Here is a 15,272-nt window from a genome sequence, read left to right on the forward strand (position 1 = left end):
GCTACGTCCCGCGCGGGAAGGCGAAGGCGGCTGCAAGCCCGGCGACCGCGGCCATCGCGACCGTCAGCAGCCCGTATGAAAACGGCTTGTTCAACGCGAACTCGTGAATGAACCGCTCCACGCCTTCGCGCTGAAGCATGACTCGGCTTTTCGTTTGCCCGAGAAGCTTTCCGTCTTTGAACAGATAAACGCTCGTGGTCAGCAGCGCGACCGGCACATTCGGCGGCAACGCGATGGTTGCGCGAAACAAGCTCCGCCCGACGAACGAAACCCCAAAATCCGATTTGACGTAAAGCCGCTCCTCCGATTTGAGATGGATGAGCGCTTTCTTGAAGCTCTCAACCTCAGCAGGATCGAGCTGCGTGTTCCATGACGTATGCGCCGGGACCATGCGAATGTGATCGAAGCCGATACCGTTCGCATCGAGGATTTTGGCATTCGCGATCTCATCGACCGGCCGCGTCGAGACGATCGCATAATAACTCGGAACCGGCATGAACCGCAGCGACGACGTATTGATCCACAGTCCGCCGACGCGTGACTTCTTCCGCACGACAGCCGGAACACCCACGCCCTCGACGACAGCAACGATGTCGTATGTTCCGGCTTCCGGACTTGGCTGCACGCTGTTTTCGACTGTGCCGAACAGCAGAATTTCGGTTCCGGTGAAGCTCGACGTGATCGCAACCTGCCGTGTCGATGCGTCCGCCTCGACGCTCTCCTGAGTGTCGCGCGCATGCCCAACGCTGGCAAAACTCAGAAGTCCAGCAAGGATGACAAAGGCTCGCACGCGCATCACGATCCCTTCAGCGATCCGAGTGAAAAGAGCTCGTTCGGCGTTGCGACGAGATCATACGCGATACGCGCCACGACAACGAGCACCAGCAAGCCGAGAAGAATGCGCATCTGATCGCCCCTCAGCTTCTCGCTCGCGACGGTGCCGAATTGCGCACCGACAACGCCGCCAACGAGCAGGATGGCGGCCAGAACGATGTCGACCGTCTGGTTCTGCCAGGCATGCAACAGCGTCGCGAACGCCGCCACGAATACGATCTGGAATAGCGATGTGCCGACGACGACGCTGGTCGGCATACGCAGGATGTAGATCATCGCCGGGATATAGATGAACCCGCCGCCGATCCCCATGATCGCCGAAATGAAACCGATGAACGCACCGATGACGATCGGCGGCACGACGCTGATGTAAAGCTTCGAGCGCTGAAAGCGCATTTTAAAGGGCAGCCGGTCCACCCAACTGTGCTGACCCGACTTGCGCGGCGAAGCCACGCCCGTCGTCTGCACTTGCCGCCACGAATTGATCCCCTCGATCAACGTCAGCGTTCCGACGACGCCGAGAAATGTGACATAAGTCAGGGAGACCGTCAGTTCGAACAGGCCAGCCTTGCGCAGCAAGCGGACGACTTCGACGCCGACAGCCGTACCGGCAAAACCCGCCACCAGCATCACCAGCGCCATTTTGACATCGACGTTGTTGCGGCGGTAGTGCACGACGGCGCCCGAGACCGACGACGCCACGACATGTGCATTGCACGTCGCCACCGCCACCGCCGGCGGAACGCCGAGGAATGTCAGCAACGGCGTCATCAGAAATCCGCCGCCGACGCCGAAAAGACCGGAAATGAACCCGACGGCAATTCCGAGCACCAGGAAAACGGCGACGGATACCGACATTTCAGCAATCGGCAGATAAAGGGACATCGATCAGGTCTGAATGGCGAGAGCTAGCGTTCCGGAAGACTCCGGATTGGCGCGCCTAAGGGACACCAAAGCGCCGCGCACCGCAAGCGCTCAAAAGCGACGCACAAAGGCGCCAGCCCATGCTGACATCGTGTCTCGCCGCCAGTCGGATTGGCGGTGAGCCCAATCATACCCTACTGCCGTCAGCCCGCGATGCTCTTCGTCGGATTTTTCTTCCATTCCTCGCCGGCGAGACGGGCGTCATTGACCTTGCGATCGACCGGAACCGCCCGCCATTCGCTGATCATCCGCTCGGCTTCGCTGAGATCGCTGGCCGACAGCTTGCTTCGCAGAATGCCTTGCCGTCGCACGGCGTCGGCGTCCTTGTCCTGTGCTGCCAATGAGATCCACATGTAGGCTTGCTTCAGGTCCTTGGTGACGCCAAGGCCGTTCTCATAAAGGATCGCGAGATTGAACTGGCTGTCGGCGAGGCCGCGCTTGGCAGCCTGCTCGAACCATTGTGCCGCGGTGGTATAGTCCGGCGCGTTATCGCTCTGATTGGCGCTCAACACCGCGAGATTATGCATCGCCTTGACGTTGCCTTGGGCGGCGGCGCGCTTGTACCACGCTTGCGCCTGCGCACGGTCGGCCTTCATCCCAAGGCCGCGCTCATAGAAAGTTCCGAGACGATACTGAGCCGGCGCGAGATCCTGATCGGCCGCGCGGCGATACCATTTCGCGGCTTCCTTGAAATCCTGCGGCGTCCCTTTGCCTTCCGCGAGGCGCGCGCCGACTTCGAATTCAGCCGATGCGTCGCCGTTGGCCGCGGCAAGACGCAGCGACAGCGGGCCAACCATCGCCGGTGGCAATTCAAAACGCGTCGATCCGGTTCCGTCGCGCGACGGAGCGGCTGCGGCTGCAGCGGGTGCGCCCTCGGTTTCGGCTTCCGTCGGAACCATGGAGGCAGGCACGAACGCCGCACTACTATTCTGCGAAGCCGCGTCGCCGAGCTTGCCCGACAGCGCCGCCATGGCCTGATGCCGTTGCGCCTGCTGCATGCTGGCTTCGGTCGCCGGACTGTTGAGATCGACGGCAACGCCGAGCATCGACACGTCCGTATTTGCCGTGCCGGTGCCGCCTGGCATCAACTGGCCCTGCTGGTCCTTATGCGCTCCGCCATCAGGCGACTGCGCATCATTGCCCTTCTGGTCCGTTGCCTTCGCACCCGAACCCGATTTGCCATCGTCGTTCGCCGCGGCAGGCGAAACCGAAGACGAGGTCTCCGCAACCGGCGCCGGATTCTCCGATCCGACAGTGAACCACAGTCCGCCCAACGCCAGAACGGCGGCAACGGCGAGCACGATCAGACGCGGCGACGGTCCCGACGGGCCGGAAGCTTTGGAGCGCGCGGGCGTCGGCCGGATCGGCTTGCTGCCTTGCGGGCCGCGCACCGCGTCCGGCGACGACATCGTGAACGTATCGGAATGCATTGCCGACGTAACGACGATGTCATCGTCTCCTGCCGACGACAGGCGCATTTTTGCGCGACGTGCTTCCGCGATGAAGTCCTGCCGCAGCTTCTCGTTCTTGCGAACGCCGGGCTCTGCTGCGTTTTCGTGCGTAAACGGATCGGCCGCGCGCGCGCGTGCTGAAGGCGCCGGCTCGGATGGAATTGCGGGTTCAATATCATCGCTGAAATCGAGCGGATCTTGGTCGCTCTCGGACGAATGGAACGAACCCTCGGGAAGCGGCGGCGATGCCGCGAAATCCTCAAACGACGCCGCCGGAATCGGTGTCGCGTTGCGCTGCGCAAGTTCGATTTCATCGACGCGATCCAGAAGCCGGATCATCGCCTGCTGCAGCGTATCGAGCAGCGCCGAAGTGTTTTCTCCACCGCTGCGATTTTCTTCCATCATCCGCTCGATCAGCGGACGCAGTTCTTCGGCAGCCTCGTGCGACGCGGGCGTCATCCCCTGCAACCGCAGCGCTGTCTGTTCGGCGGCGGCCCGTGCGATGGCTTCGACGTCAAGTCCCGCTCCGGGCAACGACATTGCAGCTTGCGCGCCGGAGAGCGGCGCATCGGGCCCGCCCGACAACGTCTGCGTGATCGCAGCGAGTTGCTCTTCGATGGCGCTGAGACGCGCCAGCTGATCCTGCGTCTGGACGAGATGATTGACCACCTCGCTCACGTGTTCCTCGATCAGCCGCACGGAGTCGAGGTCCGCGCGCGTCGCGACGCCTTCGAGCATGCCGCCGAAACGCTGCTCGAACTGATCGAGCCGTTCGCCGATCTGATGAAACCCGCGATCGGGCTTGATTTCTTCCAGCGATCGCTCGATGTCCCGCGCGATTTCGGCAAACCGCGCTTCGAACCACGCCTGATCGACGACCGTCTGAGGACGCGACGACGGCGTCGCATAAGCGGCTTGCGCGGTCTCCGCACTTTTGTGCGCCTGCGCTTCATAGACATGCGTCAGCGCTTCCGCGTTGCGCTGATCCCAAGCGCTGGCGTCCGGCTCCGCGGCATCCGCGTCATTGGCCTTCGCGAGCCGTTTCGCAAGCTCGGCGACGCCTTGCTCGATGTGCTCGAAGGTCGGCGCGTACTGTTCGGGAATATGCTCGCGCAGCACCTCGGCCTCCCGGCCCATGATCGCGATGCGGTCCTGCATTTCGCCAAGCGTTTCTGAATGGCGGCGCGTCGCGTCCGAAAGCTGCACCGCAATCGCATCGACCAGCGCTTTAAGCTCGCTGTGCTCTTCCTCGTGCTCCGAGGACTCGTGCCTAGCGCCGCTGAACGTGTCGGATGGATTGAATTCTGGACTCGGCATGTTCCCCTCGAAGCGGCGCGGCGTTGCCGGTCCGGCACGACCAGGGCGTTCAATCCGCGGGGCACGTTGGAGGTCGTCCGTGCCGCGTAAAAACGCGATCGTTGGCGGACGCAGCACTGTTCACTTCGACGAGCCTTGCAGAAGGGCAGTAAATAGCCCGTTAAGATGTATGGAAAATCGAGAAAACGTACATATTTTCAGGGACTAAGGGCGGCTAGCCACCCGCTTCCTGAGGCGGGTTTTGTCTCGAAAGCGTGATATCCCCGAGGTGATTCGTTCCAAGGGCCGCAGCTGGATGTGCCACACTCATCGGGTATCAGATGGCCAGACATGAAGAAGGAGGACGGTTCGGATGCGCAAAACGATAGTCTGGGGCACAACGCTTGCGGCACTCGCTTTGGCGGGTACGGCCGTCGCCGATACCGCAGACAACGCCGGCCGCTTTACGATGTCGCCGGTCGATGGCGGGTTCCTGCGTCTCGATAAGGAAACCGGCGCAGTCGCGATGTGCGCGCGCTCCGGCACGGCGTGGGCGTGCGCGCCGGTCGAAGATCGCACGCCTGCCGCTACAGCAGCGGACGTCTCCAAACTCGAACGCGAGAACCGCGATCTCAAGGACCGCGTCAAGGCGCTCGAGGAATCTCTGGAAACGAAAGTTCCGCTCGAAGGCCCACCCGGCGGCAAGGCGGAGCTCCCGACGGAGCAGGAAATCGATCAGGCGCTCGACTATCTGGAGCGCGTTTACAAAAAGGTCCGCGATCGGGTGAAGGATCTCGACAAGCCTCTGCCGCCGCCACCTGCCGACGCGGCGCCGCCTCCGCCTCTCGATGCGCCGCCGCACGCCGACGCACCGCCGCCGAAAGGATCGCTATAAGCTCGCGGCTTCTAGTAGCCGGATGAAAACTGCCGCGTCGCGCGGATGAGTTCGTGCACAAGTCCGGGCTCCGTCATCGCGTGTCCGGCATCGGTCGCGACGCGCAACTCTGAATCGGCCCACGCCTGATGTAGCAGCACAGCGCTTTTGATCGGCGTCACGACGTCATAGCGGCCGTGCGCGATAATCCCCGGAATCCCCTTCAGCCGTTCGGCATTGAACAGCAGCTCGCCGTCGCGGCGAAAAAAACCGCCGTTGACGAAATAATGGCTTTCGATCCGCGCGAACGCGACCGCATACGCATCGGCGCTGAACCGCGCGACGCGATCAGGCTCCGGCACGAGCGACAGCGTCGTACCTTCCCAGATGCTCCACGCGCGCGCCGCTGCCATCACGGTTGCGGGATCGTCGGAATTTAAGCGCCGATGATACGCCGCGATCATGTCGTGACGCTCGTCGTGAGGAATCCGGCGCTGGAATTCCGCGAAGGCCTCGGGGAAAATCCAGCTGCACCCGTCCTGATAAAACCAGCGCAGCTCCGCCTTCGTGCTGAGGAAAATCCCGCGCAGGATCAGCGCGCTCACGCGTTCCGGATAGGTTTCGGCATAGGCGAGCGCGAGCGTCGATCCCCACGACCCGCCGAAAAGCTGCCAGCGATCGATGCCGAATTCCTGCCGAATGCGCTCGATGTCTTCGACCAGATCCTGCGTCGTGTTGTTTTCAATCGACGCGTTCGGAGTGGATTGACCGCATCCGCGCTGATCGAACAGCACGATCTTGTAGCGATCGGGATTGTGAAACCTGCGCATTGTCGGATTGCTGCCGCCGCCCGGACCACCGTGCACGATGAGCACCGGCTGACCATTCGGATTTCCGCACTCCTCGACGTAAAGAGTATGTCCGCCGCCGACCTCAAGACGATGTTCCCGATATGGAAAGATCGGCGGATAGAGATCGAGCCGGTCCCGAATGGTCATATTCTCGCAGCTTTCAATTTGCGCCGTGCAGCGCGCGTTATCTCCGCCGGCACAGCCGCGGCAGGCTTATTGGGTGTCGCGTTTCTCGCAGCGTGCGGATGGCTCGCTCCGAACTCGAAACGCAACGCCTCCACAAGCATTAAGCACTTGCCCGTAGGGCTTCAAGTCCGCGCGTGTTTTCGAAGCTGCAAACGCTGCATCTGCCGGTCATAAATGATCTCGCCGCCGGGAACGCGAATGTCACGCACGATTTCCAGCGCATGCCGCGACGCACCCGGACGCAAAATGCTGATGCCGATCGCGGCTGCAAACGAGAGCGGCAAACCTAAAATGCCGGCGATTGGACTTGGCACGCCGAGCGCGCCGACTTCGCTGAGCAGAATAGCGAAGGCCGCCGCGCCAAATCCCGTCACCAGCCCCGCAACCGCAGCATTCGCCGTCAGCCGTTTCCACCACACCGACAAGATCATGACAGGAAACAGGCTGGCCCCCGTGATGGACAGCGCCCAAAGCACCAGCCGCAGCGGATCCGTCGGCGCAATCATCGCCAGGATCGCACCGCACGCAGCGACGACGCCGACAAAACCTCGTGTGATCCACACACGCGCTTGCGGCGCAACAGGCTCCCACGACATGCCCTGAACGACATCCTCACCGAGGATCGCCGCAAGCGAAACCGTCGTCGAACTCGCCGCGACCAGCACCGCAGCGAGCGCCCCTGCAAGAAGGACGTAGTAAAACGCCTGCGGCAGTCCCGTCGCGATCGGCAGCGCGAACAAGACGCCGTCGCGATCGAACTTCAGTCCGCTGAAGCCAAGCCGCGTCACTGTTTGATCGAAAGAAACGAGATGAACCGCCGCCGCGTCGAACAGCCATTTCGGCAGCGGGCCGAGCCGCTCGCTGACGACCGCTTCCAGCGCGACGTCGCGCATGAACACGGCGACCGACGAGATCGTGAGCAGCGCCAAGCCGGAAAACACCGTCGCCCACCCGAGCGCCTTGCGCGCGTCGTAAACGCTCGGCGACGCAGCAACGCGCGGCAACAACCAGGGGGCGGTGCTGATCCCGGTCGCAATCGCGAACGTGCCGATCGCGAAACCGAAGGTTCCGACAGACCCGAAAGGTTGCGTATAAGGCTTGACCAGAGCCGCAAATCCTTCGCCCGGAAAATCGAACGCCAGCGGCCAGACCTTGATCAGCTGAAGGCCTTCGTTGATTTCGTTGCGCACGAGCCCGCGCACCATCGGACCATTGGCGAGCTGCGGGATCGGCAGGTTGGTCACGATCACGCTGACGGTCGTCGCAACGCCGAGCAGCGCCAGAAACAACGCGATCGATTGTGCGACGCCCGCCCATGTCAACGACCGCTTGCCGCCGGCCGCAGTCGTAATCGCGATGGCGAACGCCAGCACGCACACGATCAGATTTGAATTGAGACCGATCAGACGCGACGCCACTCCGGCGCCGATGTGCAGCTCTGCCGAAAGAACGAGAAGCATCGGCACCGCGACGACGACAGCGGCGACGATCCTGAGCACGCGGCTTTCGAAACGGCCGCCGAGATAGCTCGGCACCGTGAACGCGCCGAATTTGCGATAGAAGGGCGCGAGCACGATCGCCATCACGACGAAGCCGGTCAGGATCCCCATCAGAAGAACGACGGCATCGAAACCAGCGAAAAAGAACGCCCCAGTTCCGGCGACGACAAGCGTGCCGCCGAGCGACGACGCCGCAAGCAGAAGCCCCGTATAGGCCGCGGGCACACGTCGCCCGGCGGCAAAATAGTTCAGCGCATCATTCGATCCGACCGAAAGCCCGATCCCGGCGAAGATGAGGATCGGTACCGCGAAAAACGCGGCTTGCAGCAGCGCTTCGCTGAGCCTGAGCTGCTCGAAAATCAGGACGAGCAGAAACAACGCCGTGAACAGCGCCGCAAAAATGCTGAAGTAGATTCCGAGGCGAGGATTGACCACTCGCGCGCGAGCACCGAACGCCATGCCTGCCCCTCACATCTCTTCGTGGGCGCCGTGCCAGTGATCGATCGCGTTCTGCCGGTTGACGTAGCTCGCCACCGTCACGACGGCGATTGCGAAGAACCCATGCGCCGCGAGGAAGTAGCCGAGCGGGAATCCGAAGAACCGGCTGGCGTTCAGCTGGTCGGCGTACAGCGGCAGCACGATGACGATGGCGAGAAACGGGATCAGGCTGGCCAGAACCTGCCACTTCGTATGCCGCCAGTAAGGCTTGCGCTCTTTACGTTCAATCATGTGCTTGTCCCCCGGGCGGCGTCACCACCGCTAATTGAGATTATGCCCGCCAGTATGACCGTTTGTCCAACCGCGACGATCCGGCGCCCAACGAGCATCCCTTTGCGGCTCCAAAGTCATTCCCTAAAATTGGGGCGCGATTCGAGAAGGGAATGTCGAATTCGTTCTAGGCCGTAACTCAAGAGGCTCTTGCGACGACGGGATGGGCCGATCGCATAAGCCTTTCCGGCTGTTTCAGTAAGCCCCCCGGAATGGACCACAAAGGATATCTCGCATGAAAATCGTGGACGAATTCAAAGAATTTGCGATGCGCGGCAACGTCATAGACCTTGCCATCGGCGTCATCATGGGCGCGGCCTTCGCGCCGATCGTCTCGACGCTCGTCGAAAACATCATCATGCCGCCGATCGGATACCTGCTCGCCGGTATCGATTTTTCGAGCCTCGCCGTCGGCATCCCGACGCCGACCGATCCGGTCCTGATCAAGTATGGCGTTTTCCTCAACGCGCTGATCAAGTTTCTCATCACGGCGTTCGCGATCTTCCTGCTCGTCAAGGCTATCAACCGGATGCAGAAGCCGAAGACCGCCGCCGCACCGGCGCCGACGCAAACCGAACTCTATCTGAAGGAAATCCGCGACCTTCTCGCCAGCAAGAAATAAACGGACGCCGCGTCCTGCCGCGCATCCCAAATCTGCCGGAGTTCGCCAAGCGCGAGCCCGGCAGTTTTCATTTGTGGATGGTCACCTCTTGGCTGACCCATCCACTGACGCTGAGACTGATCGGCGATTTTGTTTGCCCGGCTGCTGTGCGGTTGGCCTCCAACTGATCGATGCGCGACGAGAGATCGTCGGCGGAGGCCTTGTCGCCGCTCGCAGGCGCGGACACGGAACTGGAGGGGATTGAAGTATCGAGCGCACGCGTATGAGCGTCGTCAGCAGCAACCCCGCCGCTGGCGAGCATCGAACCCGCGACCATAGCCAAGCCGATAATCCGCGCTTGCAACCTCATGCGTCCCCCACGACGTCGACGGCAGACCTAACTGAGGGCTGAACCGATTCAATCGCTGTATCTTAAAGCCAGATTTTGGTGACAAACAGGCCAGTCAGGGAAATGCGTGGATAGCCACGCGGCCGAGTTGACGGCCTTGGTCCAAGGTTTGCGCAGGCCCCTGAAATGTGCCAGAAACCGCAGCGGTCACGCACCTGCGGGCGTAGTTCAATGGTAGAACGGCAGCTTCCCAAGCTGCATACGAGGGTTCGATTCCCTTCGCCCGCTCCATTTTTCACATGTAATGGCCTATGAGACATCTCGATCTCTTCAGCAGCATTGGTGGCTTTGCTCTTGCATCTCAATCAGTATGGCAAGACGCTGCTCTACGCTGACATTGCGACCTCATGAATCTCCTTATTTTATGGGGGTTCTCGCCCGTGAAACAATTTCGTTGACGCACTACCTAGAATCACATGAATTGAAGATGGGTTCTTCTCGCATCGGCTCGACTCACGTATGCCTTCCTTCTGCCAAAGTAGAAGGGGGCTTTCTGTGTCTGATGAGGAAAAACCGAAGTTCAATGCATTCTATGATTGGGCTATCCAACACGCCCCAAAATCGAAGAAGCGCAAACAATCCATCGCGCCTCCCATCAATCAAATCCAAGCACCGCATCCTCAACCGCTTCTGTATCGTTGTTGGGGGCGGTTTAAACCTTGGTGCCCGCACATCGTAGTCGGCGCGCTCGGCACGGTCATCGGCGGCATCGCTCTCGCCGTAATACTTCCCGGCCTCGGCCTCAACCAACAAGACATCACGAGCAAGAAGACCGACCCAGTACCAACATCACCTCCGGTGACGGAAGGATGGGATTACGAGCTCAATAGAGAAGCACGGTAGGTTTCACGCGCACCGTACCGCCCGCCCTGCTACGCCTTTCCATGTGCAAAAAGTAGCTGCATACGAGGGTTCGATTCCCTTCGCCCGCTCCAGCGATTTTCCAGACATCGGCGAGCCTTCCCCAAAATGCCTGAGCGCTCCAGCTCAACGGCAACGAATCGCCCCGCCACGCCTGATCGATTCAATAAAAAAGTCCAAATCCCAAAAAAAATCACAGACTTAAATGCTACACGTATCAAAACTGCAACATTTGGATTTAATTGCAGGACGGCAAATCATCCAGGAACATATCCCATATCCGGCAGGCGGCGCCGCCCGATAGCAATATCGTACTGGAAGAATTCTAACGGGGACGGGAATCCTAGGAAGCGACGATAGCAAACGTCGCGACCACAAAATCTCAGCGCCGGTCGAACACCACCGCCACGTCACTTCACGGCAAAACCAACAAGAAAGAAGCCAACCGGGCCGTTCCCGGGGGCAGGGGGAACTTATGCCAAAACACGACCAAAAACCGAGCCTACGCCGCAGACACATCGCACTGGCGACGCTAACCGCGACCCTCACCATGGGCCTTTCCCATCAAGCGATGGCAGCGTGCGTGGCAAGCTCGACGACTGGCACTGTTGTCGACTGCTCCGATACGAGTGAACTGCCGACGACCACCTTCCCCACGGTCTCAATCTCGGATTTTGGTTCGACGGTGACCAATCAAGTCGGCGTGCGCTTGACCACGAATGGCACCAAATTTGAAAACGAAACGACGATCGAGTCGAAAATTACGGACGTCGCCGGACCTCCAAACCGCTACTTCTTCAATGTTTATGGCGTCGCGACGACGGACATCGATGACTCAAACTGGACGATCGACAACAAGGGCAAAATTCACGGAGAGAGCGCCGGCCTCGGCAATCTCGCGGGCGTCGCTGTCATCGGTGATGCAGGTGAAGCCAGGGTAACGAACACAGGCGAGATCAGCATCAAGCGCGGCGACTTCGACATCACCACCAACAGCGCAACGCAGTTGAGAGGCCAGGTCGACGGGCAAGACATTTATTGGTTTGCCGCGTCGAGCCGCAACAATCCTCCGAATCCCGCATCCTCGGGTTATGCTGCCTCCATCTGGATTCAAGAAGAAGAAAACGAGGCCGCTTTCGTCGAGAATAAGGATGGAGGCAAAATCCTCGCGGAAGGAAAAGTGACGGCAGGCATTTTTTCACGCGGCAATTTTCTCTCAGTTGAGAACGAGGAAGGCGGCCTGATCAGCGTCGACGGCGCTGGCGCGACCGCGATTGCGGCTCATAACGGATCAGACACCTCGGGAAATACCGCCATCATCGGCAACACATCGGTCGTCAACGAAGGCGAAATCAAAGCTACTGGAGAGGGGTCGGCCGCGATTCAGATTTCGGACGTCAACGGTCTATTTCTCATGGCGTCGCGTGTCGATGAAGGCACTGGCGCCGGTTACGATCCGAGAACCATCACGAGCCAAGCCGGACGCCGCGACAGCACCATCGTCAACAGCGGCAGCATCACTGGCGACATGTATCTCGGCGCCGGAAACCACGTCCTCGTCAACACCGGCGACATCGAAGGCAATCTCACTGTCGACCAGCGCCGGAATTTCACGTATGCGACCGGCGCGACCCAAGTCTATCGCGGCGGAGAAGGTCCTGCTGATGAAGACGATGGAGACGGCGATGATGGCGACGAGAGCATCTCGCGCGTCTTCAACTCCATGTCGGACTTCCTCGCGGCCCTTCCAGACCACTATTTTGAATTCAACAACGCCAAGCCATTTGACGGTGATGTCACCATCCACACCAATGTGACACAGGAGACAGCAAGATTGTCCTGATGCCTCACATCACTGGCCCAGGCAGCGACTCGACCAACGATAATCCTTCGAAAAACAGCGGCTACATCGACGGCACTCTCTCAATCGGTAAAGATGGTACGACGTCCAACGGACAGGGCATCACCGTCAGCACGATCGCCACGACGACGACACTGAAGCCGGTGATCGACTCGACCGTGCGCAACAACGAGACATTCTTGGTTGCGAGCCATCTCTACGGCACCGAAGTTCCAACCGACATCGACAACAGTAATTCGGTACTCGTCAAATGGTCGGCTTATCAGGTCGGAACCGGCATCAATGGTGCCGTTCAGAGCGGAGACGCTCTCGCAGTCAAGGCGTCGGTGAAGGATGCCGCAGAAATCGAAGGCATCTCAAAATCCGGCGCCGCAGCTATTAACGCTCTGATTGCGGCGGGAAGCGACGATAGCGCTGAACTCGGTGAACTCGGCGCCGCCGTCCAAAGTCTGACCGACGAAGACGATGTCGCCAAGGCGGGCAAACAGCTGTCGCCCGAGACGAACTTCTCCACGCAGCAAGCTGCGATCACGCTGAACAATGCCATCGGCCAGCACATCGATACGCGTCTAAACTCAGTCGGAGCCACCGGCGCATCCCAGGGCTACACGAATGCGCCTTACGGCCTCGGGATGAAACAGCAGCAAACCGATCCCAATCGCTCGAACCTCGGCGGCAGCCTCAAGGACGATCAGGATTTCATCGCGCCGCGTAGCGCCGCTCTCTGGGGGCAGGCGTTCGGCGCAGGCATGAACCAGAACGAGCGTCAGAACGTCGATGCCTATGATGCTCGCATCTATGGCCTCATGGTCGGTTACGATAACTGGATCTCGCCGGGCATGCGCGTCGGCATCGCAGGCGGCTACGCCAACACCCGCATCGACGGCAACGGCGACACGACCAAAAATAGCACCGATATCGATAGCTACCTGGTCGAGGCCTATGGCGCGATCAAAGGCTCCGGATGGTACGCAACTGGACGCACCGGCTTTACATGGCACGATTACGACACCGTGCGTGCAATGACGGAGCCCCTCGACGATGTCGCCAAGGGAAGCCACAACGGCGATCAATTCAATGCCTCGATCGAATTCGGCGCGCCCATGAACCACTCTGGAACGATCATTACGCCGGTTGCCTCGCTCACCTACTCGCGACTGCATCAGGACGGATATTCCGAGACCAGTGATGGCGCGATGGCTCTTTCGGTTGGCAGCCAGAACAACGACTCGTTCGTGTCCGGATTGGGTGTCAAAGCGTTGGTACCGATCGCCAACGACACGATCATCGAAGGTCGCGCGCTCTGGCTGCACGAATTCGCCGACAACGCTCAGATCGTAACCGCAAGCTTCGCGGCTGGCGGCGGCACGTTTACGGCTGCCGGACCCAACGTCGGCCGCGACAGCGCCGATCTCGGCATCGGAATGATTGCTGATATCGGGTTCAACTCGACGTTCCAGATCAACTACGACGCCAATGTTCGCGAAGACTACCTCGCACACGTGGGCTCGGCGCGCGTCGACGTTCACTTCTAGCTAGTCGCCTTCGTTATACTGCCAGCTGACCGGCGCTCCCGTCCGCCGGTCAGCTTTTCTTTTTCTGCCGGCGATGAGGGATTTTCTTATCGCGACGCCTTCAGATGCCCAACTGCGCGTCAGCCCCAAATATTTCAGAATTTGAAGCGAAACGTCGCCGGCCCCGATGCTGCGGGCCGCGATGAGATGCACACACACAATTGCAAGCGCCACCAGATGGCTTGCCACGCCAAAAACCTCCTTTATCTATTTCAGCTCGATCTCCTCGATCCGCTGACCTCAAGCGGCGAAGCTGCGACCGCCTCACCAAGCGAATAGGAAGCCGCGATTTTGACGATTGAAATGGCCGACCTCAAACGTCTCCTCGATACCGTGCGCGATGAGCTTCAGTCGGCGGACCATTCCGGCAAGGTTGCCGACTACATTCCCGAACTCGCGAAGATTGATCCAAAAAAATTCGCGATCTCGATCACCAATCTCAAAGGCGAAACAGTCTCGACCGGAGACGATGTCGAACCGTTTTCGATACAGAGCATCTCCAAGGTCTTCGGACTTGCATTGGCACTCGGCAAAGTTGGTGACGCACTCTGGAAACGCGTCGGGCGCGAGCCGTCAGGCAGCGCCTTCAATTCAATCGTTCAGCTCGAACACGAACAGGGCATTCCCCGAAATCCCTTTATCAACTCCGGCGCCATCGTCGTCGCCGACGTCCTGCTCGCGGGCCACCGCCCACGCGAAGCGATCGCCGAAATTCTGCGCTTTGTCCGGATTGCCGCCAACGACGACACGATCATGATCGACCCGGCCGTCGCACGCTCGGAGCAGGCAACCGGCTTTCGCAATTTCGCGCTGGCAAACTACATGCGCGCATTTGGAAACCTCAATCATCCGAGCGAACTGACGCTCGGCGTCTATTTCCATCAATGCGCGATCGAGATGACGGCGCGGCAGCTTTCGGAAGCCGGGGTCTTTCTTGCGAACGGCGGCCGCGACCCGCGGAGCGGCTTGACGATCGTGTCGAAGGAACGCGCCCGCCGCATCAACGCGCTAATGCTGACCTGCGGCCACTACGACGGCTCCGGCGACTTCGCATATCGCGTCGGCTTGCCCGGCAAGAGCGGAGTGGGCGGCGGAATATTGGCAATTGTTCCGGGAGAGGCATCTATCTCCGTCTGGTCGCCCGCGCTCAACGCGCAGGGAAACTCATTGCTCGGCACGCGCGCCTTGGAACTCATCGTTCGCGAAACCGGATGGTCGGCGTTCTGATCGGCGACGCGCCCACATCGCGTTGTGCTCCATGCCGATCGCCCCGGGTAGCAGAT

General features: G+C 60.3%; 13 protein-coding genes and 1 tRNA gene. 7 read left to right on the forward strand and 7 right to left on the reverse strand.

From position 1 onward, the window contains the following. Position 1 precedes the first annotated feature (1 nt). The 3 genes from HYPGJ_RS11790 to HYPGJ_RS11800 form a co-directional block, all read right to left on the reverse strand. Entirely contained in the window at positions 2 to 796 is a 795-nt protein-coding gene (locus HYPGJ_RS11790; protein WP_046847331.1) for a TIGR02186 family protein, read from the reverse strand. Further along, positions 796 to 1,719, reverse strand: a complete 924-nt coding sequence (locus HYPGJ_RS11795; protein ID WP_046847332.1) for a sulfite exporter TauE/SafE family protein — start codon at positions 1,717 to 1,719, stop codon at positions 796 to 798. The genes HYPGJ_RS11790 and HYPGJ_RS11795 overlap by 1 nt, the downstream gene beginning before the upstream one ends. A 182-nt stretch (positions 1,720 to 1,901) precedes the next feature. Further along, positions 1,902 to 4,526, reverse strand: a complete 2,625-nt coding sequence (locus tag HYPGJ_RS11800; RefSeq protein WP_046848366.1) for a tetratricopeptide repeat protein — start codon at positions 4,524 to 4,526, stop codon at positions 1,902 to 1,904. Positions 4,527 to 4,878: 352 nt separating this feature from the next. On the opposite strand from HYPGJ_RS11800, the gene HYPGJ_RS11805 reads away from it, so the two are divergent. Then, on the forward strand, positions 4,879 to 5,400 hold the full coding sequence (locus HYPGJ_RS11805; RefSeq protein WP_046847333.1) for a hypothetical protein: 522 nt from the start codon (positions 4,879 to 4,881) through the stop codon (positions 5,398 to 5,400). An 11-nt stretch (positions 5,401 to 5,411) separates the two neighbouring features. Here the strand turns inward: HYPGJ_RS11805 and pip are convergent, their stop codons facing one another. The 3 genes from pip to HYPGJ_RS11820 form a co-directional block, all read right to left on the reverse strand. Next, positions 5,412 to 6,377: a prolyl aminopeptidase gene (gene pip / locus HYPGJ_RS11810; protein ID WP_046847334.1), complete on the reverse strand. Its 966-nt coding sequence runs from the start codon at positions 6,375 to 6,377 to the stop codon at positions 5,412 to 5,414. 161 nt (positions 6,378 to 6,538) lie between these two features. Then, a complete protein-coding gene (locus tag HYPGJ_RS11815; RefSeq protein ID WP_046847335.1) occupies positions 6,539 to 8,374 on the reverse strand; it encodes a sodium:solute symporter in 1,836 nt (611 codons plus the stop codon). Positions 8,375 to 8,383: 9 nt separating this feature from the next. Then, the gene (locus HYPGJ_RS11820) at positions 8,384 to 8,644 is read right to left on the reverse strand and encodes a DUF4212 domain-containing protein (protein WP_041921501.1); all 261 of its coding nucleotides are present in this window, start codon (positions 8,642 to 8,644) and stop codon (positions 8,384 to 8,386) included. Positions 8,645 to 8,924: 280 nt separating this feature from the next. On the opposite strand from HYPGJ_RS11820, the gene mscL reads away from it, so the two are divergent. Continuing rightward, positions 8,925 to 9,305, forward strand: a complete 381-nt coding sequence (gene mscL / locus HYPGJ_RS11825) for a large-conductance mechanosensitive channel protein MscL (protein WP_348270906.1) — start codon at positions 8,925 to 8,927, stop codon at positions 9,303 to 9,305. Positions 9,306 to 9,372: 67 nt separating this feature from the next. Here the strand turns inward: mscL and HYPGJ_RS11830 are convergent, their stop codons facing one another. Continuing rightward, the gene (locus tag HYPGJ_RS11830; protein ID WP_046847337.1) at positions 9,373 to 9,654 is read right to left on the reverse strand and encodes a hypothetical protein; all 282 of its coding nucleotides are present in this window, start codon (positions 9,652 to 9,654) and stop codon (positions 9,373 to 9,375) included. A 196-nt stretch (positions 9,655 to 9,850) separates the two neighbouring features. Here HYPGJ_RS11830 and HYPGJ_RS11835 point away from each other — a divergent pair. From HYPGJ_RS11835 to HYPGJ_RS11855, 5 genes are all read left to right on the forward strand, one after another. Next, a tRNA-Gly gene (locus HYPGJ_RS11835) sits at positions 9,851 to 9,924 on the forward strand. A 264-nt stretch (positions 9,925 to 10,188) separates the two neighbouring features. After that, a complete protein-coding gene (locus HYPGJ_RS19125; protein WP_143440520.1) occupies positions 10,189 to 10,536 on the forward strand; it encodes a hypothetical protein in 348 nt (115 codons plus the stop codon). Between the two features lie 703 nt (positions 10,537 to 11,239). Further along, positions 11,240 to 12,397 carry a hypothetical protein gene (locus HYPGJ_RS11840; RefSeq protein ID WP_143440521.1) on the forward strand — a complete coding sequence of 386 codons (1,158 nt, stop codon included), beginning with the start codon at positions 11,240 to 11,242 and terminating at the stop codon, positions 12,395 to 12,397. Then, the gene (locus tag HYPGJ_RS11845; RefSeq protein WP_046847339.1) at positions 12,397 to 13,950 is read left to right on the forward strand and encodes an autotransporter outer membrane beta-barrel domain-containing protein; all 1,554 of its coding nucleotides are present in this window, start codon (positions 12,397 to 12,399) and stop codon (positions 13,948 to 13,950) included. The genes HYPGJ_RS11840 and HYPGJ_RS11845 overlap by 1 nt, the downstream gene beginning before the upstream one ends. Before the next feature lie 342 nt (positions 13,951 to 14,292). Further along, complete coding sequence (locus HYPGJ_RS11855) at positions 14,293 to 15,216, forward strand: glutaminase (protein ID WP_046847341.1); 924 nt, start codon at positions 14,293 to 14,295, stop codon at positions 15,214 to 15,216. Positions 15,217 to 15,272: the final 56 nt, after the last annotated feature.

This window comes from Hyphomicrobium sp. GJ21, assembly GCF_001006785.1.
Taxonomy (GTDB): Bacteria; Pseudomonadota; Alphaproteobacteria; order Rhizobiales; family Hyphomicrobiaceae; genus Hyphomicrobium_B.